This is a genomic window from Archangium sp., assembly GCF_057119385.1.
Window position 1 is genome coordinate 56,003 of record NZ_DBNGVP010000028.1, and the last position, 26,462, is coordinate 82,464.

Consider the following 26,462-nt stretch of genomic DNA (forward strand, 5'->3'; position numbering starts at 1 on the left):
TCCATGCGCAAGAAGATCGGCGAGCTGCTCATCGAGTCCGGCGCACTCAATCCGGAGCAGGTCCGCAAGGCGCTCGGCCAGCAGCGGATCCACGGGCAGGGGCAGCGCCTGGGCTCCGTCATCATCGCCCTGGGCTTCACCGAGCCCACCGCGGTGGCCCAGGCCCTGGCGCGTCAGTTCGATCTGCCCTTCGTCCGGCTCCCGGAGGAGATCCCCCCGAAGGTGCGCGAGCTCGTCTCGCTCGACTTCCAGGCCGAGCACCGCTTCGTGCTGTTCGGGCTCGAGCGCGAGGCCCGTGGCGAGCGGCTGCTCGTGGCGGTGGATGATCCCTCGGACCTGAGCGTGGTGGGCGAGCTGAGCTTCCAGCTCAACAAGCCCATCCGCGTGCACGTGGCCGCCGAGGACGACATCGACCGCGCGTTGGATCTCGTGAGCGGCCGCGCGGTGGGACTGCTCGTGGAGGACGAGCCCCGCGAACCGCCGGTGTTGGAGCCGTCCTCGGCCGCCGCCGCCGTCTCGGCCCTGCTCGATTGGGATGGGCTCTCCACACCGCCGCCGCCCCCTGTCGCCGCTCCCCCCGTCCTCACCCCGAGGTCCGCTTTGAAGCCAAAGCCGCCCACGCCCCCGGCACCGCCGCCCTTCGATGATGAGGACGATGACATCACCCTCATCACCCCCAGGGGCTCGCCGAAGCCCCGGGCCCCCGCGAGCCCGCCGCCGCCGCCGCCTCCGCCTCCGCAGGAGAGCGAGGACCTGCTGGACGAGCTGCTCGGCGAGCCCGAGTCCCCGGCGCCGCCCGCCGCGCCGGATCAGAAGGGCGTGCCGGTGGTCGTCTTCGGGGGCGCCGCGAAGGGTCTGCCGCAGCCTCCTCCCGCGCCCCAGCCTCCGGACATCACGGATGAGGACCTGAAGGTGCTCGAGGACATCGAGCGGATGGCGGATGGCGCCGAGGCGGAGCTGCACACGGAGAAGGTGAAGCCCGCGCGCATGGTGGCCAGCCTCATCCGGCTCCTCATCCGCAAGCGCATCATTCGCGAGGAGGAGTTCCTGGAGGAGCTGTCCCGGAAGTGATGCCCCGGGCCGGCTGTTGAGGCCCGGCCGTGAGCCCCATGTCCGAGCCTCTCCTTGACGTCCGTGGACTGAAGACCCAGCTCTCCCTGGAGGAGGGCCCGGTGCTGGCCGTGGATGATGTGTCCTTCTCCATTCCGCCTGGCGGCACGCTGGGCGTGGTGGGGGAGAGCGGTTGTGGCAAGAGCCTCACCGCGCTCTCGGTGATGCGGCTGGTGCCCGAGCCGCCCGGCCGGGTGGTGGGCGGGCGGATTCGCTTCCGGGGCGAGGAACTCCTCGCGCTCCCCGAGGAGAAGATGCGCCGCATGCGCGGGCGTCACCTCTCCATGGTGTTCCAGGAGCCGATGACCTCGCTCAACCCCGTCTACACGGTGGGCGAGCAGATCTCCGAGGGCGTGCGGCTGCACCAGAAGCTGTCGAAGGCCGCCGCGCGCGAGCACTCGGTGGAGATGTTGCGCCAGGTGGGCATTCCCGCCCCCGAGCATCGCGTGGACAGCTATCCGCATCAGCTCTCCGGCGGCATGCGCCAGCGGGTGATGATCGCCATGGCGCTCGCGTGTGGGCCGGAGCTGCTCATCGCGGACGAGCCCACCACCGCGTTGGACGTCACCATCCAGGCGCAGATCCTCGAGCTGCTGAAGCGGTTGCAGGCGGAGCGCCACATGGCGGTGATGCTCATCACCCACGACCTCGGTGTGGTGGCCGAGAGCTGTGACGCGGTGGTGGTGATGTACGCGGGCCGGGTGGTGGAGCGGGCCCCGGTGAAGGCCCTCTTCCGGCAGCCGGCGCACCCGTACACGGCGGGGCTGCTGCGCTCGATTCCGGCCCTCCAGGAGACGGGGGGGGCAGGGGAGCGCCCCCGGTTGAAGACGATCCCCGGCATGGTGCCGAGCCTCCGCCGGCTGCCCGGAGGCTGCCGCTTCCGGGACCGGTGCGAGCGCGCCCAGGACATCTGCGCCCGGGTGGAGCCCGCCCTGGAGCTCAAGCGCGACGGCCAGGAGGCCGCGTGCCACAACCCGGTGCCCGCGCCATGACCGAGCCCCTGTTGCAGGTGCGAGACGTGAAGACGCACTTCCCGGTACGCGGGGGGTTGCTCGGGCGCGTGCGGGGCACCGTGAAGGCGGTGGATGGGGTGGGCTTCGACGTGCGGCGCGGCGAGACGCTCGGCCTGGTGGGCGAGAGCGGCTGCGGCAAGAGCACGTTGGGGCGCACGCTGCTGCGGCTCGTGGAGCCGACGGCCGGCTCCATCCGCTTCGAGGGCCGTGAGCTGACGGGCCTGTCCCAGCGCGAGCTGCGCCCCCTGCGGCGGCGGATGCAGCTCGTCTTCCAGGATCCGTACGCCTCGCTCAACCCGCGCATGACGGTGCGGGACATCCTGGGCGAGCCCTTCGCCATCCACGGGCTGGAGCGAGGCCCCGCCCGCGAGGCGAAGGTGGCCGAGCTGCTGGATTTGATGGGCCTGCCGCGAGATGCCCTGGGCCGCTATCCGCACGAGTTCTCGGGAGGGCAGCGCCAGCGCATCGGCATCGCGCGGGCCATCGCCCTGCGGCCGGACCTCGTGGTGGCCGACGAGCCCATCAGCGCGCTCGACGTGTCCATCCAGGCGCAGATCGTCAACCTGCTGGTGGACCTGCAGCGCGAGCTGGGGCTGACGTACATCTTCATCGCGCACGACCTGAAGATCGTCGAGTACGTGTCCACGCGCGTGGCGGTGATGTACCTGGGCCGCATCGTGGAACTGGCGGACGCGGCGGACCTGTACCGGAAGCCTCGCCACCCGTACACGCAGGCGCTGCTGTCGGCGGTGCCGGTGCCGGACCCCGAGCGCAAGCGCTCGCGCATCATCCTCCAGGGGGACGTGCCGTCTCCGCTCGCGCCACCGCCCGGGTGCCCCTTCCATCCGCGCTGCCCGTACGCCATGGAGCGGTGCCGGCGCGAGACTCCGCCCCTGTATGCGCTGGGCAACGGGCACACCGCCGCGTGCTTCCTGGCGGAGGACGAGGCCCGGAAGGTCTCGGAGGGAGGGCAGGGTGTTCTGGCTCAGTCATCATCATGAGGAGGAGTACAACCGCACGTACGTGCTCGATGGCGTGCGGGTGTGCGCGCGCTGCCTGGGGACGTACCCGGTGCTGCTGGCCGTGATGGTGGCCCTCTTCAAGGCGCGAGCGCCCCTGTCGTGGGAGTGGGATGTGCCGGTGGTGCTCGGCCTCACCCTGCCGGCGCTCGTGGACTGGGCGGTGGGGCGCTTCCGTCCGAGCGGTGGCTCCAACGCCGTGCGCACCCTCACGGGTGTCCTGCTGGGTGTGGCGCTGGGCCGCTCGTTGTTCATCCACCTCCAGAGGCCCCTGCCCCAGGTACTGGTGTGGCAGGCGGCCCTGGTGGCCGTGGTCGCGCTCCCCGTTCTGCTCATGACCTACCGGGGCTCGAGCGACGGGTAGGGCCGAAGGGCCTCGTCAGCGGCTAGAGTGCACGCCCATGACGACGGGGGAGGAGGCCCCACGCACCGAGACGGTCGCGGGGGAGTTCCAGCGCAAGCTCGACGCGTGGGCGGAGCGGTTCCGTGGACGGCCCACGGAGGAACTGCGCGCGCTGTTGCTGCTGGCCCTCGAGCGGGAGCGCATCGTCGCGGTGGCGTACCGGGACGAGGTGATGCGCGAGCGCCTCGCGTCCGTGGCCATGCCCGAGGAGAGCCGCGCCCTCATGCGTCAGGCGCTCGCCTGGGCGTGGCGCGACGAGGAGATGCACGCCACCTATACGCGGGGAGTGTTGCTCCGGATCGGCTCCGTGCGCGTCCGGGTGGCCACGTGGCTCTCACACGTCGCGGGCGCGCTCGCGGGCTGGGCCGTCGCCGTCCGTCACCACACGTCGTTCTCCCGCGCGCCGATCTCCACGCTCATCGCGTCCTTCGTCATGTTCCTGGGCCGGCTGGGAGGAAAGGTGCCGAAGCCCATGCGCGACAAACTCCGGCACCTCACGCTCCGCGAGTACTGCGCGCTCCAGGTGGACGCGGAGGAGAGCGCCTCGCTCGGGTGGAAGCGGATCGCCCAGGTCGCTCCCCGGGTGCCGGAGTTGCCTCCGGATGCGGGCACGTGGTTCTCGCGCATGCACTCCGACGAGGACAAGCACGCCCGCATCTTCCGTGCGTTCATGGAGACGCTCGGAGAGGGGGACTCGGTCCTCGCGCCCACCGGCTCGCTGATCTCCGAGGTGGGCCGTGCCGACGAGCTGTTCCTGCCTCGTGCACTGCGCTCGGCTCCGCTCCGCTCTCACCCGGTGGGCCAGGGAGGACGCGTCGTCGTCCATGTGTCGCCGCCCGGGGAGTCCAAGCAGGAGGCGCTCCGCCGGACCGTGGAGGATTCCGGGCTCGTGGAGGTGGTCCGCGCCAGGGCCGAGGCGCTGGGCCGGCCGGTCTCCTCTCTCCGGGTGCTCGTGCGCGTGAGCTTCATGCTGGGCTACCACCGTGACGACTGCTCCAACATCACGGACCCGGAGCTCGTCGAGGCCCTGGCGCTGCGGCTGCGCGAGCTGGGCCTCGAGGACATCGCCGTCGCCGATGCCGGGAACCTCTACGACCGGTTCTTCGACGGGCGGAGCGTCCACGAGGTCGCGCGCTACTTCGGCTTCACCTCGCCCACGTATCGCGTCGTGGACCTCGAAGCCGAGCAGGTGCCGCACGACTACAGCCGCGGCATGGCGCAGTCGACCATCGCCCGCTCCTGGCGGGACGCGGAGCTGCGCATCGTGTTCTCCAAGGCCCGGAGCCACCCCGTGGATCTCACGCACCTCTCCCTCGCCACCATCCAGGGCGTGGGCGGCCGGTTCGACGAGTTCCTCTTCGCCGAGCGGTTCGCCAGCCGGGAGACGGCGCTGCTCATGCCGCTGCTCGACTTTCCGCCGCACTTCGCGCTCATCGACGCCTTCGAGCACGCGGCGGATGGGCTGGTCGGAATCCTCGGCTGCCGGCGGCCCCCCGCGCCTCGACGCCTCTACGCGGGCGCGGATGCGCTGGCGGTGGATCTCCTCGCGACCCGTCACCTCGGGGCAGGGGAGCCCCTCCAATCCCCTCTCCTGCGGCTGGCGTGCGACTGGTTCGGGGACCCCCGGGAGGCCACCCGGGTCCTGGGCCCGGACGAGGCCATCCCCGGGTTCCGCGCCCCCTACGAGACGGAGCTGCACGCGCTCATGGGGCTGCTCTCGATTCCCGTCTGGCAGTTCGCCAGTGGCCGGGGCGCGGCGTTCCTGCCGGCCATGGACACGCGGGCCTTTCCGCCGAAGTCCGGCCATGGCCAGGGCCCGTTCTGGCGCCTGTACCGGGCCCTGATGCGGGCGCTGGTGGGACCGTGAGCCCGCTCGGCCGCTCGCTCGCGGCGGGTGGGCCTGGAGTCCTCCTGGAGGGCCGGGCGGGCCGTGCTGCGCTGGTGACAGCGCCCACGCTCCCTGTCATTCTCGCCACTTACAGAGGGCCAAAATCGGGTAGACCCGAATCACCCTTCGCCCGTTAATCGGGCGGGAGGGGTGAGGACAGGCATAGGGCCCTGGAAACGGGGGAGTGTTGGGACCGGAGACCTCAGACGAACGGCTGATGCTCGCCTTCCGGGCGGGGGATGCTCGTGCGTTCGAGGTGCTGGTGCGCAGGCACCGGACACCGGTGTTCAACTTCATCCTCCGTTTCACCGGCCACCGTGCGCGGGCGGAAGACGTGCTTCAGGAGACGTGGCTGAAGGTGGTGCGCAGCGCCCCGGAGTACGAGGCGAAGGCGAAGTTCACCACCTGGGTCTACACGATTGCGAGGAACCTCTGCGTGGACAGCGCGCGCAAAGAGAGCTACCGGCAGGCGGCCTCGTTGGAGGCGCCCACCTCGGGTGCCGAGGGCGATGAGGGCCGGCCCCTGGGCGAGGCCCTGCCCGACGAGGGCATGAGCCCCGAGCGCGGCGCCTACAACGCCCGCGTGCGGCCCCTGCTGGAGCGCGCGCTGGCCAGCCTCCCGGAGGAGCAGCGCGAGGTGTTCATCCTGCGCGAGTACAGCGGCATCCCCTTCAAGGAGATCGCCGAGGTGACGGCGGTGTCCGAGAATACGGTGAAGAGCCGCATGCGTTATGCCCTCGAGGGCCTGCGCCGGCGCCTGGCCGAGCTCGGGGTGGATGGTGACCTGGCCGAGGACGGAAGGACGGTGGCGGGATGAAGCCCCAGGGAGCCCACGCACACGAGGATCGGCTGCTGGACTTCGCCTACGACGAGCTGCCGCCCACCGAGGCGCGGCTGGTGGAGCAGCATGTGCAGGGCTGCTCACGCTGCTCGGAGACGCTGGCGGATATCCGGGGCGTGCGCACCACGATGTCCCGGTTGCCGCTGGAGTCCGCGCCGGACGCGGGGTTGGAGTCGTTGCTCGCGTATGCGCAGCAGTCCGCGCGCCGGGCCGCCGCGGGTCCCGAGCCGGCACCTCGTTGGTGGCGCCGCCTGCTGGCCCCTGCGTTGAGCGTGGCGGCCCTGAGCGTGTTTGGCGTCGTGGTCATCCAGGTGAATCGCGAGGTGGACCTCAGCCCCTCGCTCGCCCAGCACAAGGAGGCTCCGCGGGAGAAGACGCGTGGCCGTGGCGAGCAGGCGGAGGTGGCGGACACCGCGGCGGCGCCCGCGTCGCCCGCGCCCCCTGAGATCGTGCCCACCTCCGCTCCCGTGCCCGCCGACATCGGCAAGGTGCACGCGGAGATGGACGAGGAGATGCGCGCCGCGATGCCGCCCTCCAAGGCCATGCCGAAGAAGGCTCCTTCGAAGATGGGGAGCGGGCGTGGTGCCAGCTTGGGCGACGACTGGAACCTGGGCTCGGGCAGTGCGGGGGGCTTCCCGGACAAGAAGCTCGCGCTGGAGAGCGAGGGCAAGGCGTCGAAGAGCAAGCGCGACGCGCCAGGGGGCATGGCGCTGCCTTCTGTCTCGACGGCTCAGCGTGCCGAGCCCGCCGAGGTAGCCTCCGAGGAATACGCCGCCGGTGCTCCCATGGCCGAGGCCGTGCAGTCCGCGCCGCCCGAGCCGATGCAGCCGCTCCGTGGCTCCGCCTCGCGTGCGGCCCCGGCGGCGAGCAAGAACGTCGCGGACGACGATGTGTACGAGCAGAAGGCCCCGGCACGTTCGCAGGTAGCGAGTGCCGCGCCGCCGCCACCTGCACCTGCTGCCCAGTACCAGCAGCCTGCCGTGGCTTCGGCCGGGGCGGTCGCGCGGACGGATGCACTGGAATCGAGGAAGAAGGAAGTGGCGCAGCAGTCCGCGGAGAGAGCCGCCACGCGCTATTCGCCCACGCCCGCGGAGCTGATGAAGCAGGCGGAGGTGGCCCACCGCTCGGGAGACTGGGCGCAGGAGGTGGACTTCCTGCGGGCGGCGTTGTCGGCCGGAGCCCGTGGCTCTCAGCGGTTGGAGGCGTTGTCGCGGCTGTGTGAAGCGGAGTTCGCGATGGGCCGCCAGCAGATCGCCGCGCAGGTCTGCAAGACCGTGATGGATGAGGCGCCGGGCTCGAGCGCGGCGCGCACGGCGCAGCGCCGTCTGGAGCGCGAACTGCCGTCCTCGGCGGACGAGGCAGGCATCGACGTCAAGACCACGGCTCCCATCAAGAAGTAGGCGAAACCCCGCCCACCCGCCGCACCTCACCCGCCGTATCCTCCCTCTCCCTTCGGGAGAGGGTCGGGGTGAGGGTATCCGTGCCCGTACTCATTGCCCGCGCCCCCAGCGACCGCGGGCGGCTCACGGGTTCACGGATTGGCGGCCCCGCGGAACACGAGGGCCTCACCATCGGGAGCGCGCAGAGGCCATGGCTCGCCGGTAGGCGATACCCCCACGGGATGGAGCGCATAGGCGAAGCCGCCGGGCATGACGTAGAGCAGGAGCGTGCCGGGAGGAGCATCCGAGGGCAGCGCCTCGGGCGACTCGATCTTCCGGATGCGAAAGGGCAGTGGCGCGAACGAGCGCGTGCGCACGGGAGAAGGTTCCCCCTGGGAGATCTGTTCCAGCGCGGTCTGCCAGGTGCCCACATCCTCGGAAACAGCGCCCTGGGACCGCAGGGCACCGGCGGTCCCCTCATGGAGCTTCCGGGCCACCTCGAGGATCTTCACATTCGCCGAGTCCGCGGTGCGTCCGGCCACGAGCCCGTCGCGTTGGCCCCAGAGGGTGAGCACGAGGGCGCCGAGGATGAGCAGGGACCAGGACAGCCGCACCGTGCGCCCCCGCACGTTCTGCACGAGGACGGCCACCATGCCCACCAGGGCCGCGAGCATGGGCAACAGCATGTCCAGGCGGGGAGGGGGCCCGGGGTGGAAGGGCTGGAGCTGGGTGCGGACCAGGTGAAGCAACTCGGGGGAGCCCGCCGCGAGACACATGGCGGTGAAGCCCCCGAAGACGAGCCCGTGAAGGACGCGGAGCGGGAGCGGGGCGGGCTGCCGCGCGGCGGAGGACGGCTTCACGGGAACGGCAGGTTCAGCACGAAGTAGAACGAGTCGTAATAAATCTGGTACGCGCGCAGGAAGGCGTCGATGACGTTCATCTTCTGGTCTCCGCTGCCGAAGTCGACGCTCATTGACACGATGAGGGCGAGCACGAGGATCCAGTTGACGAAGGAGTACTCCACCATGGCCTGACCGCGGCGCTGACGGCGGCGGAGCTGAGGGCGAGGCGTGTGGGTCTTCATGGTCGGTTGTCCTCCGTACCCCAATCGGTAGCAGACTGTGACACGGGTTGGAAGTGGGGTGGTAGGTGGCTGGCCGGTTCCAGGGTGATCTTCTTGTCACCGGGGGCGGGGGGAACCAGGCGGGGCCGGGCGTCCACGCCATGGTCGCGCACCTCCATCGAGTAGCGGATGGGAGGGAACTCGAGCTTCGCCAGGCGAAGGATGGGGATCTCCCGGCTGACCCAGTAGCGCTCGAGGACGAGCTGGCGGTGGCGGACCTCCAGAGGCTCGGCGGTGACCGTGCCTGCGAACGTCATGAGGCGGGTGGGCGGGCCCCGGCGCACGGTCGAGCCCTCTCCCACGGCCAGGCGCGCCGAGGGGGGCGGAAGGGCGGGGCGGGGCGGCGGCTTCCCGGGCGAGCCGAGGAAGAAGGGCAGGGCGGCGGTGTCCACCTCCTGGAGCTTCTCGAAGCCCTGGGTGACGAACAGCCGGGAGACGCCCTCGGTGCGCAGCCCCGTGTCGCGGGCCACCAGCAGGAGGAACTGCGCCAGCGGAGCCTTCATCGCCGGGTGCTGGCCGAGCTCCAGTTCCACCCACACCGCGTCGCGGCCCTGGGCGTCCTTCTGCTCGGCGACGACGGCCAGACGGAGGAAGCCCAACTGGGGGCCTCCCTCCATCTGGTACGTCACCCACTCGCCGACGCGTGCGTCCAGCCGCTCGGGAATGGCCTCGAAGAGCATCCCGCGCGACACCTCCATCGGAGCGGCGCCCAGCAGCACCAGGGATAGGGCACAGAGGAGCGTGCTCATGGTGTCCCCTCGCGAGCCTGACGCACGGCCTCGGCGTTGGACATGCCATCGGGCCGGTCCGTCCCCACCCAGCTCTGCGAGATGGCCACCCGCGAGGGCGCCAGCTCCACCAGGGTGGTGAGCAGCTGCCCGGCTCCGCGTGCGGACTCGAGGACGAAGGTGCGCTGTCCATCCAACCTGCCCCCGGACTCGCGCACGGGCGTGTAGCCCTCGGCGGTGAGCCGGGCGGTGAGCTCCTGGCGCACGGCGTCGAGTCCGCGCTCCACCACCTGGGTGCGGTGCCTCGAGCCACCCGCAGCATCGCGCGAGCCCACGTCCGCGCTGAAGAGCGCGCCCTCCACCGGGATGAAGGGACTGGCGCGGGTGCTCGTGGGCTTCTCGTACCACCACAGGTCCTTGAGCACGGTGAAGCCCACCGTCTTCCCCAGGTGGGTGCGCAGCACCACGGCCCGTTGGAGTCCCTCGCGCGTGAAGAAGGCCGACACCACGGCCTCTCGTTGCAGGTCTCCATTCACGACGACGGGGTAGCCCTGTTTCGTCCAGAAGCCGTGGAAGTACCTCGCCACCTTCACCAACGAGTCCGCCGTGGTGAAGTACGCGATGCGGTGGGGCTGGCCGCCGATGAGCAGGTCCTCGCCGATCCGCGTGTGCACGGTGCCGGGGTAGACCGCGAGCTCCTGCTCCGCCCACGACGGAGCGGCCCACAGCAGCAGGAGAAGGGGGAGGGCACTCACTCGCATGGGATCTTCCGTTCGTTCGAGTCGGTGGACGTACTGGGGTCGAGGCCGGGCATGGAGGGCGTATCCGCCTGGGCGTTCTTGCAGCCCATGAAGTGGGGGCCGCGGGCCATGAACATCTTCCGGTAGAGGGACTGGTCGTAGGCCTGTGTGTCGCGGAACGGAGCGGTGTCGAAGCAGCGCTGGGCCGGGTCATCCAGACCGGGGTAGGCGTTGACGTTGTTGAGCCCCATCGGGGCGCCGTGCTTGCTCTTGTTGCAGCCGCGGCCGCTCTCTCCGGGCACGTAGTTGTGGGACACCACGAAGGGGCCCTGGAAGTCGGGAAGGAGGAAGCGGGCCACCGCGCCGAGCCGGTCCAGCTCCACCTGGTCCAGGTAGCTGCCCACCCCCAGGAACTTCATCCGGTCCACCTGCTGGTGGAGGCCATGCCGCGAGCCGTCGCCACGCACCCCCGCCCGCTGGGGCTTCATCAGCGCATCCCCACCATCGGGCAGGTGCCAGCCAGTGGCGATGAGGGTGTAGCGCTCCTTCACCGGCAGGCGGCTCAGGTCCCGTCCGCCCCAGTTGTCCACGTCGAAGAAACCGTGCTGCTCCTTCTGCAGATAGAACCGGGGCAGCACGTGGCTGGAGAGCGTGCTGGTGGTCTCCACCTCCACCTGTCCCCGGGTGTTGAAGCGGAAGTGCCCGAGCAGTTCGCCCATCGTCCTGCCCATCGCGGCGGCGGCCTCGGGGCCCTTGCCGCCAGCAATCCCAGGAAAGACGCGGCTCAGATCGACCCCCGAGACGCTCTGGTTGCGCATGCTCACCTGCACCGGAGCGGCGCGCAGCATCGTGCCGAACCGCCCCTCGGGCTCGATGGAGTCCAGGTCCGCGTAGCGCTCGGCGGCCTCCTTCACCGTGGCCTTCATGGCGAGGCCGAAGGCCTTGTCGTGGTCCGCGGTGGCGTAGTCGCTCAGGGTGTAGCTTGTCATCTCCCAGGCGACATACCGGCTGGCCTCCTGGAGCTTGAGCCGGGCCCGGATGACCTCGCTCAGGAAGACGCTGAACATCACCAGGGAGACGAGCAGCGGCACCACGAGTGCGAGCTCGACGGTGGCGGCCCCTCGCCGGACGGACTTCAACTGTTGACGGACGTGTTTCATGGCGGGGCCTCAGTGGGTGATGAACCGCGCGGGTGAGTCCTTCAGGTCGCCGGGCAATGCGTCCGCCAGCTCTTCCACGAGCGGCAGCGAGTCCTTGCCCTGCCAGACCGCCGCCAGACGGGGCCGCCAGTACGGGTTGAAGAAGTTGGGTTGCTCGGTCCAGTTCCCGGGCCGGTGGTAGTACGTCTGGCCGCGGGAGATGACGCTCATCCCCGGCGAGCCTCCGAGCCCCACCGTCTTGCGGCCGTTCCTCAAATCCAGCGTCTCGGGAGACGTGCCGAAGGAGAAGGTGAGCTTCCCCTGGGCGTTGAGCTGGCCCGGGGTGTGGCGGAACGCATCCGCGCTCTTGGTGAGGAGCACCCAGGTGGAGGGCTGGTTGAAGTCATCCCGGCGCCCCGCCATGGCCGCGATGCTCGGTGTGTCGTCGAGGCCCTCCGCGCAGTCCTTCGCGTAGTCCCCCGGCTCGAAGTGGGGGAAGGGCACGAGCCCCGGCCAGGGGTGGTTGTGGTCCTTCGGGTCGATGCGGACGTTGGCCACGTACACGGACATCTCGAAGAAGCACGCGCCCTGGACACTCGCGAGGCACGTCCTGGACTCGTAGAGGCCCACGTTCCGGTCCTCCTGCTTCGAGGCCTCTCCCGGGAACACCACGCGCCAGTGGATGCCGTTCTCGCGCAGGTCCGTGCCGCTCATGGCCCACACACTCGTCTTCAGGGTGTCGTTCTTGTCCTCGCGCGGGTCTCCCCAGCAGTCGCGCCAGGTCCGCGTGTCACCGGGGCCCGGCTGTTTGGGGCAGCGGAAGGGATTCAGGAGCCGGGTGCCCCCGAGGTTGAGGGAAGCCGGCCCCGGCAACTTGATGAAGTAGGGGTCGTCCGCGCCGAGCACATCGCCCTGGGCGAGCATTCCCATGGGCAGGTGGGGCAGGTCCTTCGACTCGCGGATCTTGTTGCCGCCCCTGGCGCTCCTGCCGTTCCCCTCGCCGAGCCGGTAGGTGAGGAAGCGCGTCTGGCCCCATTTGGGGATGCCATCGAGCACGCTCTCCAGCGGCGCGAGCCACCGGGGGATGGGCATGAGGCCGCCCCATTTCCGGTCGGTGACGAGGGACTCGGGACACTCACCGTCCTTCGCATCGCAGGCGAAGCGCGTGGCGTTGGTGATGCCCGCCATCACCCGTTTGGCCCGGGCGGTCTTGTCGGTCTCGTTGCGCCGCGTGGGATCCAGCGGCTCGAAGGGATTGACCGGACTGAAGGGCGTCCCGTTGGCCGCCTTGTCGTGCGCGCGGCTGTAGAGGCACTGGTTGATGAGTCCCGCGAGCGTCTGGGGGACGAGCGGGTCCACCTCGGGATCGTTCGCCTCGATGATGGCCTGGGACGTGCCCATCACGTACGTGGAGGTGGCGAGCATCACCGCCGTGGCCGTGCCCGCCATCACCGCGTTGAGCATCCGGTGCCCGGGAATCACCACCCGGCCGATCACCCGGTCGAGGGGCTCCATCACGGGCTTCATGAGGAGCAACATCCCCCGCAGTACCGTGAAGACCAGGTCCAGCCCCCGCATGATGGCGTGGATGGAGGGGAGGGTGTCGAGCAGGGTGCAGACGCTCACCCAGAAGAGTCCGTCGCGGCTGTCCTGGGGGAAGCACGGGCCGATGGTGCGCATGAACCCGTAGAGGTCCGTCAGGAAGGCCTGGACGGAGAACACGAACGAGTCCAGCGACTGCCACATCATCGCCGACACGTAGTGGGACACCTGCGTGCGGTTGGTGAACGCGTAGAAGTTGAACGCGCGGGCTTCCATGGCCGCGGTGGACCAGGCCGCCGCGTCCGCGGTGTTCTGCAGGCGGATCCGCTCGTGCACCCCCTGCCCGAGGTTCACCGTGGTGATGAGGGCGATGCTCAGCACGAGCATCAGCAGACACGCGAGGACGAGCGCCTGGCCTTCCTGCCGCTCGAAGCTCCGCCGGAGAGCGCGGGTCATCATGGCGTCACTGCCCCCCCGTCCGGGTTCGGGTGCATCAGCCACTTGGAATGGAAGTTCGACTGCATCCGCAGGCTGTAGGTGGCCGTCAGCGGGAGGAAGTAGCGCCTGTCCGCGGCCAGTCCCCGCAGCACACCCAACTCCCGCCGGTGGAGCGTGGCGTATCCCCGCTGGTGGCTCGGCCCCGCGCCCGCGTTGGCCGCCCACCACGCGGTGAAGACGAGCTGGTTGGCGAAGGGCACTCGCAGCTCGTACCAGTAGCGCACCCGCACGCTCAGCACGGTGGCCTCGCGGTAGACCTCCTCGGCGAGGCCCTCCGGCCCGTCGAACTCCAGCTCGCCCCGTTTCGGCGAGAACCCGGACGGGCTCACCGTATCCACGCGCACCAGGCCGGACAGGGGAGCGCCATTCACCGAGTCCGGCACCCCCGTGTCCCGCGTGGGCCACGGCAGCCGCCGCAGCATCTCGTCCAGGAGCCGCGCCCGCGTCCACGTCCTGGCCAGCTCCGGCGGCGCGTCCGTGCGGCCCAGCGTGGGCAGCACCGCCACCAGGGCCGCGTCCCGCATCCGCTCGGCGTTGCCGTTCCACACGATGCCGGAGCGCGCCGCGCAGTACGCCGCGTACTCCGTCATCAGCTTCGCCTGCTGCATCTGCGTCAGCTGCAGCAGGCCCAGGCCCAGGAAGACCATCAGCGGCAGCACCAGCGCCGACTCGACCGCGGCCTGGCCCGACTGTCCGTCTCGGGAGAGGTGTTCACTCATGGACGCCGCCCTGGAGCGACATCCGTGCCACAGCCCTGTCACTCGGGCGGGTGTTCCACCGGGGGTCTCAGAGGGAAGACCCCCCCTCCACGAGGGGGACGGGGACCCGCCAGATCGGAACAAACCGGCAGCCGAGGGTTCGTGACTTTGACACTTTGCGTGGTGGGTGGATAACATCCCACCCGCTGGTGCCCCGGGCCCCCGCTTTGCAAAGCAGCCGCGCCACCTACGAGTTCCGCCCCCCCGGGCGCTCCCCGCTTTGGAGGTCTCCGAGACATGCTGAAGGGTAAGACACCGCTCCTCATCGCGCTGGGCCTCGGCCTGCTGGCCGGCATCATCGCGTGGTCCGCCATCAAGAAGAAGGAATCGGATGTGCGCCGTGGTTGGAACCTGGTGCCAGTCGTCGTGGCCTCAGCGGACATCCCCGAGGGCACCGTCATCACCTTCGACATGATCAACCAGCGCTCGGTCCCCGAGCAGTTCGTCACCTCCTCCGTGGTGAAGCCGGACTCGGCCACCTACGTGGTGGGCCAGAAGGTGCTCGTGGCGCTGCAGCAGGGTGACCCCCTCCTGTGGAGCCAGTTCGAGACCACCAAGGCCGCCGAGCGCCTGTCCACCAAGGTGCAGAAGAAGGTCCGCGCCATCACCATCGACTCCAAGCCCACCACGTCCGTGGGTGGCTGGGTGCGCCCCAACGATCACGTGGACGTGATCGGCACCTTCCGCGATCCCCAGACGGACGAGAACGTGGCCGTGACGCTGCTGCAGAACGTCATCGTGCTCGCCACCGGCAAGGTCACCGGTACCACCAACGTCAACCTCATCCCCGAGCACCAGCGCGAGTACCAGAACATCACGCTGATGGTGATCCCCGAGGAGGCCGAAATCCTCACGCTGGCCAGCGAGCTGGGCAACCTCACGCTCTCGCTGCGCAACGAGGAGGACGTGGACATGATCGAGGAGCGCGGCCGCGCCACCATCAGCACGCTGCTCTCCGGTGAGCGCACCCGCGTGCTCGAGCAGAAGCGCCGCGAGATCATCCAGATCATCAAGGGCGGCAGCTCCGAGAAGAGCGCGGTCGGCTCCTCGGGTACTCCGTAGTCTCTGCGTCCGTGCGTTCCCCTTCCCCCCGAAGCTGAAGGAAGTCCCCGCGCATGCTGGCCGGAATCGTCCTACTCCTCGTCACCGGGTCGGTCTTCTTCTTCAGCCTGGTGATCTTCACCGTCCTGGCGAAGGCCTATGAGCAGTACCAGGAGCGGTACGTCGTCAAGTCGATGAACGACTTGAGCGACATGTTCCTCTTCATCGATGCCCGTCAGCTGCTGGTGCTCAACATCGCCAGCATGTGCCTGTTGGGCATCATGACGTACATCATCTTCAACCCCATCCTGTGCGTGGTGGCCACCATCTTCGGCTTCTTCCTGCCGATCATCCTGGTGAAGCACTACCGCAAGCGGCGCATCAAGAAGTTCAACGTGCAGCTGGTGGATGCGCTGCAGGCCATGGCCAACGCCTTCAAGGCGGGTCTCACGTTCCCGCAGGCCATCGAGCACGTGGCGCGCGAGGCCCAGCCGCCCCTGGCCCAGGAGTTCGGGCTCTTCGTGAAGGAAGTGAAGCTGGGTGTGCCGCTGGAGGAGGCCCTCATCAACATGGGCCGGCGCGTGGGCAGTGACGACCTGGAGCTCGTCGTGGTCGCCACCAACATCGCGCGCCAGCTCGGCGGCAACATGGCGGAGATGTTCGAGACCATCTCGAGCGTCATCCGCGAGCGCTTCCGGCTCGAGGGCAAGATCGACGCCCTCACCGCCCAGGGCAAGCTGCAGGGCTGGGTGGTGGCGGCCATGCCGGCCATCCTCGGCCTCGTCCTCAACTACATGCGTCCGGACCTGATGGAGCCGATGATGGACCACTGGTTCGGTTACATCCTCGTGACGGTCATCGCCATCATGGAAGTGCTGGGCGTGATCATCATCCGGCGCATCGTCAACATCGATATCTAAGGAGTGGCCGTGAGCGACATCCTCACCAATACGTTGATGGGGGGCGCTGCGCTGATGTTCGCGACGTCGGCGGGCTTCCTCGGATTCGGCGTCTACCAGAACTACTTCTCGCAGTTCCTCTCCGAGGTGCGGGATGACTCGGCGGGTGGTGTCGCGGGCCTCGGCTCGGTCACCATCCGCAAGCTGGGCGCGCTCAACCGGCGGCTGATGTGGCCGGGCTATGAGAACAAGATGCGCAAGAAGCTCACCAAGGCCGGTGAGCCCAACGCGCTCAAGCCCGAAGACATCATGGCGATGCAGGAGATCAGCGCCGTGCTGGGCCTGGTGGCGGGCCTCATCCTGATCAACGCGGTCAACGAGAACCTGGCCTGGTCGCTCGCCTTCGCGCTGTTCGGCCTGTACTACCCGCTCATCTGGGTGAATGATCAGGTGAAGAAGCGTCACCTGCAGATCTCCCGGGCGCTGCCCTACAGCCTGGACCTGCTGACGCTGTCGGTGGAAGCCGGTCTGGACTTCACCGGCGCGCTGGCCAAGGTGGTGGAGAAGGGCAAGGCGGGCCCGCTGCGCGAGGAGCTGCAGATCGTCCTCAAGCAGCTGAAGATGGGCAAGACGCGCGAGGAGGCCCTCAAGGCGATGATCGCCCGGGTGGACCTGCCGGCGCTCACCACCTTCGTCACCGCGCTCGTCCAGGCGGACAAGATGGGCACCAGCCTCGGCAAGGTGCTGCGCATCCAGTCCACCCAGCTGCGCATCGACCGCACCCAGCGCGCCGAGAAGCTGGCCGGCGAGGCGCCGGTGAAGATGCTCTTCCCGCTCATCGCCTGCATCTTCCCCACGGTGTTCATGGTCCTCTTCGGGCCCATCGTGTTCCAGTTCATGTTCGGAGACGTCGGGGGATAGGGCCCTGGGCTTCCAGCTCACCATCGCCAAGGGTCTGCAAGCGGGGAAGGAGCTTCTCTTCGAGCAGGCCGAGATCCACATCGGCCGCACCACGGAGAACGACGTGGTGCTTCAGGACGCCGGTGTGTCGCGCAAGCACGTGCGCGTCTCGGATCGGCTCGGGCGCTTCTACGTGCAGGACCTGGGCAGCGCCAACGGCACGTTGATCAACGACGCGCCCATCTCCGGTGAGCGGGAGCTGCGCAACGGCGATCGCATCTCCCTGGGGCCGGTGGAGTTCGTCTTCAAGGAGGTCGTCAGCGCGGACGACGCCACCCGGCCCTTCACGCCGGTGGAGGAGGAGGAGGACGAGGCCACCCGGCTCATCCGCCGCAACCAGGCCGCGTCCGCGGGGCCGTCCACCCAGCCCGCTTCCTTTCTTCCCACGCCGCGTCTCGATCCGGCGTCCTCGGCGCCGCCCGTCCTGGCTCCCGCGTCGGGGCCTCTGGCGGTGGCCCGCTCGGAGACCCTGGCGGAATCGCTGGCGGTGGAGCCCCCCACCTCGGCCCCGCTGTCCCGTGCGGCACCCGAGCGGGCGGCCGTTCCCACCGCCCCCGCGCGCCCCTCGGCTGGAGCCGATGGCCTGTCCGCCGCCGACAAGGCCCGGCGCCGCCGCGAGCTGAGCGAGACCCTGGGAGGCCAGCTCACCCTGTGGTGGCTCGGGCTGTCCCGCGGGGGCAAGCTCGTCCTGTCCACCGTGGTGCTCCTGCTGCTGGCCGGCGTGGTGGGCGGGCTCGCCATCGTCTTCAAGCCCGACCTGGAAGGGCTGTCCCGGGGTCCGGAGCCCACGTCCCTCGGCCTCCAGACCGTGACGGACTCGTTCGGCCTGGGCGAGGGCGTGACGTGGGAGCAGCCGGACATGAAGCTCTTCGACTTCGAGTTCGTGTCGCCCACACGCGCGGTCGCGGTCCTGCGCTACCAGGCCAGCGGCATCTCCAAGGACGAGGTCACCCTCAGCGTCAACGCGACGCCGCTGGGCTCGCTGCCTCCGGACATGGTCACCGCCACCGAGCGGGAGCTCCAGCAGATCATCTCGCCCTCGGTGCTCAAGCGGAACGCGCACAACCAGTTGGTCTTCGACAACGTCCGCAACCCCCCGGGCCGTGACAGCTGGCGGGTGTGGAACCTGCGCCTGGAGATCATCCCCGTCCCGGACCTGCGCCCCGAGGAGCTGCTGGAGACGGCGCGCAGCTACGTGACCCGGGCTCGTGACTTCTACGAGCGCAAGGACGTCGGCGCGGAGAACCTCTCGCTGGCCTGGGAGAACTACCGCTCGGCGTGGATCACCCTGGAGGCCCTGGACGAGAAGCCCGAGCTGTACGAGGACGTCCGGCACATGATGGGCCAGGTGGCGGTGGACCTGGACCAGAAGTGTGGCCAGCTGATGCTGGAATTCCAACGGCACATCCAGTTCAAGGACAAGAAGCGGGCCCGGCGGGTGCTCGAAGAGATCACCCGGCGCTTCCCTACACCGGCGCATCGCTGCCACAATCTGGCGCTCGAAAAAGCCAACGAGCATGGGCTGTGAGGCCCGTGTCCGTGCACCCAACGAAGTGGTGACTTTCCATGTCGAACGGTTCTCCCCCCGCACGCCGTCGGCCCACGACGGGCTCCCCCTCGGGTGGCACTCCCTCGGGTGGCTCCACCAGTCAGCGCCCCCCGGCGCGCAGGACCGCGACCGGCACGGCTCAGGCCCCCGCCGTGCGCGAGCCGTCTCTGCCGGTGATGGGCACCAGGCTGGTGTGCTCGGCGGGCCCGTGCTCCGGTAACGAGTTCGCCCTGGAAGAGGGCGAGTATGTCATCGGCCGTGCCAACGACAACCCCATCTGCATCCCGGACACCTCGGTGTCGCGCAAGCACGTGCTCATCCGCCGCGTGGGCGGGGGCTGGGAGGTGAGCGACCTGGGCTCCGGCAACGGCACGCTCCTCAACGGGGAGCCGCTCACCAGCGAGATGCCGCTGGCCCATGGCGACACCCTCACGCTCGGCGACACGGAGCTGACGTTCAACGACAACTCCAACGCCACGATGATGATGCCGATGCCCTCGGCGCCTCCGCCACGGCCGGGCCGCGGCAGCGCCCGCTCCCCGGCTCCCGCCGCCGCTCCCGCCGAGGACGCCGGAGGGGAGGAGGGTGGGGCTCTCGCCGGGGTTCCGCGCCGTCCGCCGCCCCGGCCCGAGGGGCGCGTGCGCAGCACCCGGGGCCGTGCCGCGGCGACGCCGGCGGATCCCAACGCGCAGAAGCGCAAGAAGCGCCTGCTCATCCTCACCGCCGCCGTCTTCGTGATGCTGGTGGGCCTGCTGGCCGTCATGAAGGTGCAGCAGCAGCGCGAGGCCGAGGTCGCGGCCCGCAACGAGCAACTCGCCCAGGAGCGGCGCGCGGCGATGGACGCGCTCTTCCAGGACGCCAAGAACCTCATCCGCGACGGCAAGTGGGCGGATGCCAAGGCGAAGCTGCTGGAGCTCCAGGAGCTGGAGCCCAACTACGTGCAGCTGCCGGACTACCTGGCGCGCGTGGAGAAGGAGATCCCCAACCAGGAGGCGATCGACACGGCCAAGGCGGCGCTGGAGAAGGATCAGCTCGGCCCGGCGGCCACGGCGCTGGCCAAGGTGAGCAAGGACACCCAGCTCTTCGAGGCGGTGCGCCAGCTGCACACCACCCTGAAGGACAAGGCCGACAAGCGCGTGCGTGACGCGCTGGCCCTGTTCGAGCAGAAGCAGCTGGATCCGTCCAAGGCCATGGTCGACGACGTGCTCGTGGCCTTCCCGGAGCACCGCGACGCCAAGGTGGTCAGCGAGCAGGTGGAGCGCGCCATCGCCATCCGCGACGCGCCTCCTCCGCCTCCCACCGTCAAGGAGGCGCCCAAGCCCTGGGACCAGGCCGTGGATCGCTTCCGCGATGGTGACCTCAATGGCGCCGTGGCCATGGCCAACGCCTGCGCCGCCAAGAGCCCGCAGTGCAAGACGCTGATGGCGCAGATGGCGGACTTCGGCAACCTCTACAAGAAGCTGGAGGACCTGGACGCCAAGGGCCTGGCGCGCCTGCTGGATCTGGACAAGAAGATCACCAAGGGCCAGGGCAGCAAGCTGTCGCGCAACGCGGGCACGCGCGCGGCCAACATCTTCTTCAAGAGCGCCTCGGCCGCGAAGGCGTCCGGCCAGTACGGCCGCGCCATGGATAACGCCCAGCGCGCCCTCCAGGCCGACCCCAGCCATGCCGGCGCCAACAACATCGTCGCCGAGCTGCGCGCCAAGGCGAAGGATCTCTACCTGCAGGCCTACGCCCTCAAGGACACCAATCCCGAGGACGCCGTGCCCAAGTTCCGCGAGGTCATGGCCATGACCCCGTCGGAAGACGAGACGCACCAGAAGGCCAAGAGCTGGGTCGAGAAGCTCAAGTGACCAGGAAACGGCGAAGCACCGGAGAGACCCCGCCGGAGGCCTCCGACGGACAGAGGGATCTCTTCGGCGGCTCGTTGGGTGCGGCTCCCAAGCGCACGGTGGCGGCGGCTCCCAAGCCTCCCCCCGAGCCTCCTTCTCCTCCCCCCGCGCCTCCGCCTCCCTCGGAGCTGGCGGACGTGTCGGCGGCACTGCCGTCGCTGCCCGGAGCGCCGCCCTCGCGGACGCCCCCGGCGCGCACGGTGCTCACCGTGGGCGAGCTCACCCAGCAGCTCAAGGTGACGATCGAATCGCGCTTCCCGCGCGTGCTGGTGCGCGGCGAGGTGTCCGGCTTCCGGGGCCCCAACGCCCGTGGCCACCTGTACTTCTCCCTCAAGGACGCGGAGGCGTCGCTCGAGGTGAAGATGTGGGCCTCGCAGGCGGCGCGGCTGCGCTTCGCCCTGCGCGACGGGCTGGCCGTGGTGGCCGAGGGCAGCGTGGACGTGTACGCGCCCGCCGGCCGCTACAGCCTCATCGCCCAGAAGCTGGAGCCGGAAGGGGAGGGCGCCCTCGCGCTCGCCTTCGAGCAGCTCAAGGCGCGGCTGGCGGCCGAGGGCCTCATCGGCGACAACCGCATCCGCCCGCCCCGGGAGCTGCCCTTCCTGCCCCGGCGCATCGGCGTGGTGACGAGCCGCACCGGCGCGGCGCTGCAGGACTTCCTGCGCGTGCTGCACTCGCGCAACCCCCGCCTGTCCGTGCTGCTGTGCGACGCGCGCGTGCAGGGCGAGGGCTCGTCCGAGGAGGTGGCCCGCGGCATCGAGCGCCTGTCCCGCACGGACGTGGACGTCATCGTCGTCACGCGCGGCGGCGGCTCGAAGGAGGACCTCTGGACGTTCAACGAGGAGCGGGTGGCGCGCGCCATCTTCGCCTCGCCGGTGCCGGTGGTGTCCGCCATCGGCCATGAGATCGACTTCACCATCTCCGACTTCGTGGCGGACTGGCGCGCGCCCACGCCCAGCGCGGCGGCGGAGCGGCTCGCCCCGGTGTTGCAGGATCTGGAGTACGCGCTGGCCACGCAGTCGGTGCGGCTGCGCAAGGCGGCCGAGCGCCGGGTGCTGGAGCTGCGCGAGCGGATGGGCGCCCTGCGCGGACGGGTGGTGGACCCGAGGCGGCGGCTGTCCACGGAGCGGCTGCGGCTGGCGGACGCCGAGGACGCGATGACGCGGGTGCTGCGCCAGGTGCTGCGCGAGCGGCGCGAGGAGCTCCGGGCGCACACCGAGCACCTGCAACGCCAACGTCCCCAGGCCCGGCTCGCCGAGCAGCGGGCGCGGCTGGTGCAGCTGTCCGCGCGGTTGAAGGCCGCGGTGCGGGCGGACGTGGCGGCGCGGCGGGCGAGGGCGGCCCAGGCCCGGCTGGTGCTGGAGCGCAGCTCGCCCCTGGCCCGGGTGGCGGAGCTGCGCGCCCGGCTGGCGGACCGCAAGGCCCGCCTGGTCGCCCTGGAGAAGGACACCCTGGCGTCGGCACAGCGGCACTTCCAGCGGCTAGAAGGCCGGCTGGATGCCATGAGCCCCCTGAAGGTCATGTCCCGGGGTTACTCGGTGACCTTCCGCACGCGGGACGGGGGCGTGGTGCGTTCCATCTCGGACGTTCAGCCCGGCGAGACGCTCGGCATCAAGTTCGCCAACAACGGGGCGAAGACACTCCAGGGGTGCGAGGAGATTGAGGCCACCGTCACCGCGGTGAAGGGTCCGGTGGATTGCTGACGTCCGGGTGCACGTGCCGCTGGCACCCGGGTGGGGGCCTCCTCTAGAGTCCACTGCTCTTTTTCGAGGTGGACGGAAGTGGCGAAGGACAGCAAGGGCAAGGCGGCGGAAGAGGTCCCCGAGCAGTACGGGGAGGTGGTGCAACGGCTCGAGGACGTGGTGGCGCGCCTGGAGGGCGGCACGCTGACGCTCGAGGAGTCGCTCAAGTCCTTCGAGGACGGCATCAAGCTGGTGCGCCGGGGCGAGCAGCTGCTCAACGCGGCGGAGAAGCGCATCGAGGAGCTGTTGAACGAGGACGGACGGGACGCGGTGGTTCCCCTGCAGGCGGGCGTGAAGCCCCCGGCACTGCCCTCCACTCCGGCACCCGCCCCGTCCCGGGGCAGCTCGGGGGCCGCCCGGTCGGCGCCGCCTCCCGAGGATGACGTGCCGTTCTAGGCCCCCGGCTGTAGAGCTATCGGTACGCCATGCCCAAGCCCAAGGTCACCATTGTCGACGACGACCGCGATACGCGGGAGTTGCTCTCGTTCGCCCTCGAATCGGAGGGCTTCGAGGTCAACGCGGCGGCCAACGGGCTGCGGCTGATCGCCTCCCTGCAGCTCAAGCGGCCGGACATCATCCTCATGGACGTGAACATGTCCTGGATCGATGGCTTCGAGCTGTGCAAGGCCGTGAAGAAGAACGAGCAGTTCCGGGACATCCCCGTCATCTTCATCAGTGGGCGCGGGGAGCCCGAGGACCGGAGGCGCGGGCGGGAGGCCGGCGCCGCGGACTATTTCGTGAAGCCCCTGGATCTCAACGCGCTCATCCAGCGGTTGCGTGAGCTCATTCCTCCGCCCGCTTCCGAGGTGCCCTGATATGTCGTCCTTCGATCTGGATTCCTACCTGCAGACCCAGGTGGAGCGGGTGGAGAACCTGCTGCGCTCGCGCTCGGACGAGCTGGGCGTGAACGTGCCACCGCGCCTGCACGAGTCCATGCGCTACTCGCTGCTGGCCGGAGGCAAGCGGCTGCGGCCGGTGCTGTGCCTGGCCTTCGCCGAGGCGGTGCTGAAGCAGAGCAACGTGCCGCGCATGGTGGAGGACTGCGCGTGCGCGCTCGAGTTCATCCACACCTACTCGCTGGTGCACGACGATCTGCCGTCCATGGACAACGACGACATGCGCCGGGGCCGGCCCACCAACCACAAGGTGTACGGCGAGGCCATGGCCATCCTGGCCGGTGACTCGCTGCTCACGGACGCCTTCGCCCTGGTGGCGGGCGGCCCCGAGCCGGTGCGCGGCGTGCTGTGCCGGGAGCTGGCCGTGGCCTCGGGCTCGTCGGGCATGGTGGGCGGGCAGGTGCTGGACATCGCCGAGGACCGGCCGGCCCACATCGACTACCTCACGCGGATGCACCGGCTGAAGACGGGCGCCCTCATCCGCGCCGCGTGCCGCATGGGCGTGCTCGCCGCCGGTGGGGACGCGGACGCGCTGGCCCGCGCGGATACGTATGGGGACTCGGTGGGACTCGCGTTCCAGATCGCCGATGACGTGCTGGACGTCACGGGGGATGCGTCCTCCATGGGCAAGCCGGTGGGCGCGGACGCGGCCGCCGGACGCTTCACCTTCCCGGCGGTGCTGGGGCTGGAGGAGTCCAAGCAGCTCGCGGCGCGCAAGGTGGCCGAGGCCATCGCCGCCGTGAAGACGCTGGAGCCGCACGATGGCCCGCTGGCGGCGCTCGCGCGCTACTCGGTGGAGCGACGCTCGTGATGGAGCGGCTCCTGCCGCGAATCCAATCTCCCGGGGATGTCCGCGCGCTCCCCGAGTCCGAGCTGCCTCGCCTGTGCGAGGAGCTGCGCGAGGACATCATCTCCCTGTGTGGCCGCGTGGGTGGCCACCTGGGCGCCTCGCTCGGCGCGGTGGAGCTGATTGTTTCCCTGCACCGCGTCTTCCACTCGCCCCAGGACGCGCTCGTCTTCGACGTGGGCCACCAGGCCTACGCGCACAAGCTGCTGACGGGCCGGCGCGAGCGCATGGGCACCCTGCGCCAGGCCGGTGGGATTGCTCCCTTCCTGGACCCTCGAGAGAGCCACCACGACGTGCTGGCCGCGGGCCATGCGAGCACCGCCGTGTCCGCGGCGCTGGGGATGCTCGAGGGCAAGAAGCTGCGGGGACAGCCCGGGCACGTGGTGGCGGTGGTGGGGGACGGGGCGCTCACCGGTGGGCTGACCTTCGAGGGCCTCAACAACACTGGGGGCACGCACCTGCCGCTGGTGGTGGTGCTCAACGACAACCAGATGTCCATCTCCGCCAACGTGGGCGCCATTCCCGCGTTGCTGCGGACGCGCGAGGCCCGGGGCTTCTTCGAGGGACTGGGCTTCACCTACCTGGGGCCGGTGGACGGGCATGACCTCGGGGCGCTCACGCATGCGCTGCGCGAGGCCCGTGCGTCCACGCGCCCGGTGGTGGTGCACGCGATGACGCAGAAGGGCAGGGGCTTTCCCCCGGCCGAGGCGGACACGCAGACGCGCGGCCACGCCATGGGGCCCTACGAGTGGCGGGATGGGAAGCTGGTGCGCTCGCGCGGCGGCCAGCGCACCTTCAGCGAGGCCTTCGCCTCGGCGTTGGAAGAGGTCATGGCGCGGGACGCGCGCGTGGTGGCGGTGACGCCGGCCATGCTGGAGGGTTCGGCGCTGGTGGAGCTCAAGCGGCGTTACCCCGAGCGTGTCTTCGACGTGGGCATCGCCGAGCAGCACGCCGTCACCTTCTGCGCGGGACTGGCCGTCACGGGGCTGAGGCCCGTGTGCGCCATCTACTCGACGTTCCTGCAGCGCGCGTACGATCAGGTCATCCACGACGTATGCCTGCCGGGCCTGCCCGTGGTGTTCGCCGTGGACCGGGCCGGGCTGGTGGGCGCGGATGGCGCCACGCACCAGGGCACCTATGACGTGGCCTCGCTGCGGCCCATTCCCGGCCTCACGATGATGGCGCCGGTGACGGGCGAGGACGTGACGGCGATGCTCGCCACCGCGCTCGCGCTGCCCGGGCCCTCGTTGATGCGCTTCCCCCGGGGCACGCTGCCGGCGCTGCCTTCGGAGCCGCAGCCGGGCACGGGCTTGGTGAGTGGAGCGCGGTGGTTGAAGCGGGCGGCACGGGCGCGGGTGGCGTTCATCACGCTCGGGCCGCTGGGCGTATCCGCGCTGGAGGCCGCTGCTTCGGAGCCGGGTTGGAGCGTGCTGGATGCGCGCTTCGTCACCCCGCTCGACGAGTCGGCGGTGCTGGAAGCGGCCGCATGCGGGCGCGTGGTGGTGGTGGAGGAGGGGACGACGCACGGTGGGTTGGGCAGCGCGGTGCTGGAGCTGCTCGCCGCGAGGGGCGTGAGTGCGCGGGTGAAGCTGCTGGGCATGCCGGACACCTTCGTGCCCCACGGGGATGCGCGCGTGCAGCGGGCCGAGCTGGGCCTGGATGCCGCGGGCCTGCGGCGTGCCGCCCTGGCCCTGCTCGCGGAGGGAGGTGCGCCGTGAAGCCACGCAAGGAGCGCCTGGACGTGCTGGTGGTGGAGCGGGGGCTCGCCGAGTCGCGGACCAAGGCACAGGCGCTCATTCTGGCGGGCCAGGTGGTGGTGGCGGATCAGCGGGTGGACAAGCCCGGGGCGTTGGTGCCGGTGGAGGCCGAGCTGCGTCTCAAGGGCGAGGTGCTGCCCTACGTGTCTCGCGGAGGGCTGAAATTGAAGGCGGCCCTGGAGCGCTTCGGTCTGGACGTGCGCGGCAAGGTGGCCGCGGACATTGGCGCCAGCACGGGAGGCTTCACCGACTGCCTGTTGCAGGAGGGGGTCACGCACGTCCACGCCATCGACGTGGGCTACGGGCAGCTGCACGAGAAGCTGCGGACGGATCCGCGGGTGCGCTCGCGCGAGCGCGTCAATGCGCGCTACCTGACGGCCGAGGACCTGCCCGAGCCGGTGGACGTGGTGGTCATCGACGTGAGCTTCATCTCGCTGACGCAGGTGTTGCCGGCGGTGCTGCCATTCCTGAAGCCCAAGGGCCTGCTGGTGGCGCTGGTGAAGCCCCAGTTCGAGGTGGGGCCGGACAAGGTGGGGAAGGGCGGTGTGGTGAAGGACCCGGCCGCGCGCCAGGAGGCCATCGACTCGGTGTCCGCGTTCGTCCGGGAGCAGGGGCTCACGGTGCGCGGGGTGATGGATTCGACCGTGCCCGGCCCCGCGGGCAACGTCGAGGCCCTGCTCGTCGCGGACAAAGCGTGACGG

The 26,462-nt window shown here is 70.1% G+C and carries 25 protein-coding genes; 18 read left to right on the forward strand and 7 right to left on the reverse strand.

All coding sequences use genetic code 11. From position 1 onward, the window contains the following. Positions 1-3: 3 nt before the first annotated feature. The 7 genes from AC16DP_RS07325 to AC16DP_RS07355 all read left to right on the forward strand — a co-directional run bounded on the left by AC16DP_RS07325 (position 4) and on the right by AC16DP_RS07355 (position 7,674). Complete coding sequence (locus tag AC16DP_RS07325) at positions 4-1,071, forward strand: GspE/PulE/PilB domain-containing protein (protein ID WP_329728562.1); 1,068 nt, start codon at positions 4-6, stop codon at positions 1,069-1,071. 38 nt (positions 1,072-1,109) lie between these two features. Next, complete coding sequence (locus AC16DP_RS07330; RefSeq protein ID WP_329728563.1) at positions 1,110-2,102, forward strand: ABC transporter ATP-binding protein; 993 nt, start codon at positions 1,110-1,112, stop codon at positions 2,100-2,102. Next, positions 2,099-3,124, forward strand: coding sequence for an ABC transporter ATP-binding protein (locus tag AC16DP_RS07335; RefSeq protein WP_329728670.1), 1,026 nt, complete (start codon positions 2,099-2,101; stop codon positions 3,122-3,124). Before AC16DP_RS07330 ends, AC16DP_RS07335 begins: the two co-directional genes overlap by 4 nt. Next, positions 3,099-3,506: a DUF2085 domain-containing protein gene (locus tag AC16DP_RS07340; RefSeq protein ID WP_329728564.1), complete on the forward strand. Its 408-nt coding sequence runs from the start codon at positions 3,099-3,101 to the stop codon at positions 3,504-3,506. The genes AC16DP_RS07335 and AC16DP_RS07340 overlap by 26 nt, the downstream gene beginning before the upstream one ends. 37 nt (positions 3,507-3,543) lie before the next feature. Beyond that, positions 3,544-5,412, forward strand: coding sequence for a DUF362 domain-containing protein (locus AC16DP_RS07345; RefSeq protein ID WP_329728565.1), 1,869 nt, complete (start codon positions 3,544-3,546; stop codon positions 5,410-5,412). Positions 5,413-5,617: 205 nt separating this feature from the next. Beyond that, a complete protein-coding gene (locus AC16DP_RS07350; RefSeq protein WP_329728566.1) occupies positions 5,618-6,250 on the forward strand; it encodes an RNA polymerase sigma factor in 633 nt (210 codons plus the stop codon). Further along, a complete protein-coding gene (locus tag AC16DP_RS07355) occupies positions 6,247-7,674 on the forward strand; it encodes a zf-HC2 domain-containing protein (RefSeq protein WP_329728567.1) in 1,428 nt (475 codons plus the stop codon). The genes AC16DP_RS07350 and AC16DP_RS07355 overlap by 4 nt, the downstream gene beginning before the upstream one ends. Before the next feature lie 131 nt (positions 7,675-7,805). On the opposite strand, the gene AC16DP_RS07360 is transcribed toward AC16DP_RS07355, so the two are convergent. The 7 genes from AC16DP_RS07360 to AC16DP_RS07390 are packed head-to-tail and all read right to left on the reverse strand — an operon-like array spanning position 7,806 to position 14,142. Then, positions 7,806-8,513 (reverse strand): hypothetical protein, encoded by a 708-nt coding sequence (locus AC16DP_RS07360; protein ID WP_329728568.1) that lies wholly within the window; start codon positions 8,511-8,513, stop codon positions 7,806-7,808. Continuing rightward, positions 8,510-8,737, reverse strand: coding sequence for a hypothetical protein (locus AC16DP_RS07365; RefSeq protein WP_329728569.1), 228 nt, complete (start codon positions 8,735-8,737; stop codon positions 8,510-8,512). Before AC16DP_RS07365 ends, AC16DP_RS07360 begins: the two co-directional genes overlap by 4 nt. Further along, positions 8,734-9,525 carry a hypothetical protein gene (locus AC16DP_RS07370; protein ID WP_329728570.1) on the reverse strand — a complete coding sequence of 264 codons (792 nt, stop codon included), beginning with the start codon at positions 9,523-9,525 and terminating at the stop codon, positions 8,734-8,736. The genes AC16DP_RS07365 and AC16DP_RS07370 overlap by 4 nt, the downstream gene beginning before the upstream one ends. Then, on the reverse strand, positions 9,522-10,265 hold the full coding sequence (locus AC16DP_RS07375; RefSeq protein ID WP_329728571.1) for a hypothetical protein: 744 nt from the start codon (positions 10,263-10,265) through the stop codon (positions 9,522-9,524). Before AC16DP_RS07375 ends, AC16DP_RS07370 begins: the two co-directional genes overlap by 4 nt. After that, positions 10,256-11,404, reverse strand: coding sequence for a TadE/TadG family type IV pilus assembly protein (locus tag AC16DP_RS07380; protein WP_329728572.1), 1,149 nt, complete (start codon positions 11,402-11,404; stop codon positions 10,256-10,258). The genes AC16DP_RS07375 and AC16DP_RS07380 overlap by 10 nt, the downstream gene beginning before the upstream one ends. Before the next feature lie 9 nt (positions 11,405-11,413). After that, positions 11,414-13,384, reverse strand: a complete 1,971-nt coding sequence (locus tag AC16DP_RS07385) for a pilus assembly protein TadG-related protein (protein WP_329728573.1) — start codon at positions 13,382-13,384, stop codon at positions 11,414-11,416. Further along, positions 13,381-14,142 (reverse strand): TadE/TadG family type IV pilus assembly protein, encoded by a 762-nt coding sequence (locus AC16DP_RS07390; RefSeq protein ID WP_329728574.1) that lies wholly within the window; start codon positions 14,140-14,142, stop codon positions 13,381-13,383. The genes AC16DP_RS07385 and AC16DP_RS07390 overlap by 4 nt, the downstream gene beginning before the upstream one ends. Before the next feature lie 276 nt (positions 14,143-14,418). On the opposite strand from AC16DP_RS07390, the gene cpaB reads away from it, so the two are divergent. The 11 genes from cpaB to AC16DP_RS07445 all read left to right on the forward strand — a co-directional run bounded on the left by cpaB (position 14,419) and on the right by AC16DP_RS07445 (position 26,459). Then, positions 14,419-15,243 (forward strand): Flp pilus assembly protein CpaB, encoded by an 825-nt coding sequence (gene cpaB / locus AC16DP_RS07395; protein WP_329728575.1) that lies wholly within the window; start codon positions 14,419-14,421, stop codon positions 15,241-15,243. A 53-nt stretch (positions 15,244-15,296) separates the two neighbouring features. Further along, a complete protein-coding gene (locus tag AC16DP_RS07400) occupies positions 15,297-16,142 on the forward strand; it encodes a type II secretion system F family protein (protein ID WP_329728576.1) in 846 nt (281 codons plus the stop codon). Positions 16,143-16,151: 9 nt separating this feature from the next. Continuing rightward, the gene (locus tag AC16DP_RS07405) at positions 16,152-17,042 is read left to right on the forward strand and encodes a type II secretion system F family protein (protein ID WP_329728577.1); all 891 of its coding nucleotides are present in this window, start codon (positions 16,152-16,154) and stop codon (positions 17,040-17,042) included. Positions 17,043-17,076: 34 nt separating this feature from the next. Then, entirely contained in the window at positions 17,077-18,609 is a 1,533-nt protein-coding gene (locus AC16DP_RS07410) for an FHA domain-containing protein (RefSeq protein WP_329728671.1), read from the forward strand. A 38-nt stretch (positions 18,610-18,647) separates the two neighbouring features. Beyond that, entirely contained in the window at positions 18,648-20,483 is a 1,836-nt protein-coding gene (locus tag AC16DP_RS07415) for an FHA domain-containing protein (protein ID WP_329728578.1), read from the forward strand. Next, complete coding sequence (gene xseA, locus AC16DP_RS07420; RefSeq protein WP_329728579.1) at positions 20,480-22,222, forward strand: exodeoxyribonuclease VII large subunit; 1,743 nt, start codon at positions 20,480-20,482, stop codon at positions 22,220-22,222. Before AC16DP_RS07415 ends, xseA begins: the two co-directional genes overlap by 4 nt. 78 nt (positions 22,223-22,300) lie before the next feature. Further along, the gene (gene xseB, locus AC16DP_RS07425; RefSeq protein WP_329728580.1) at positions 22,301-22,657 is read left to right on the forward strand and encodes an exodeoxyribonuclease VII small subunit; all 357 of its coding nucleotides are present in this window, start codon (positions 22,301-22,303) and stop codon (positions 22,655-22,657) included. A 29-nt stretch (positions 22,658-22,686) separates the two neighbouring features. Continuing rightward, on the forward strand, positions 22,687-23,076 hold the full coding sequence (locus AC16DP_RS07430; RefSeq protein WP_329728581.1) for a response regulator: 390 nt from the start codon (positions 22,687-22,689) through the stop codon (positions 23,074-23,076). Between the two features lies 1 nt (position 23,077). Continuing rightward, the gene (locus tag AC16DP_RS07435; RefSeq protein ID WP_329728582.1) at positions 23,078-23,968 is read left to right on the forward strand and encodes a polyprenyl synthetase family protein; all 891 of its coding nucleotides are present in this window, start codon (positions 23,078-23,080) and stop codon (positions 23,966-23,968) included. Continuing rightward, positions 23,968-25,722, forward strand: a complete 1,755-nt coding sequence (locus AC16DP_RS07440) for a 1-deoxy-D-xylulose-5-phosphate synthase (protein WP_329728672.1) — start codon at positions 23,968-23,970, stop codon at positions 25,720-25,722. Before AC16DP_RS07435 ends, AC16DP_RS07440 begins: the two co-directional genes overlap by 1 nt. Beyond that, positions 25,719-26,459: a TlyA family RNA methyltransferase gene (locus tag AC16DP_RS07445; RefSeq protein WP_329728583.1), complete on the forward strand. Its 741-nt coding sequence runs from the start codon at positions 25,719-25,721 to the stop codon at positions 26,457-26,459. Before AC16DP_RS07440 ends, AC16DP_RS07445 begins: the two co-directional genes overlap by 4 nt. The last annotated feature ends 3 nt before the right edge of the window (positions 26,460-26,462 follow it).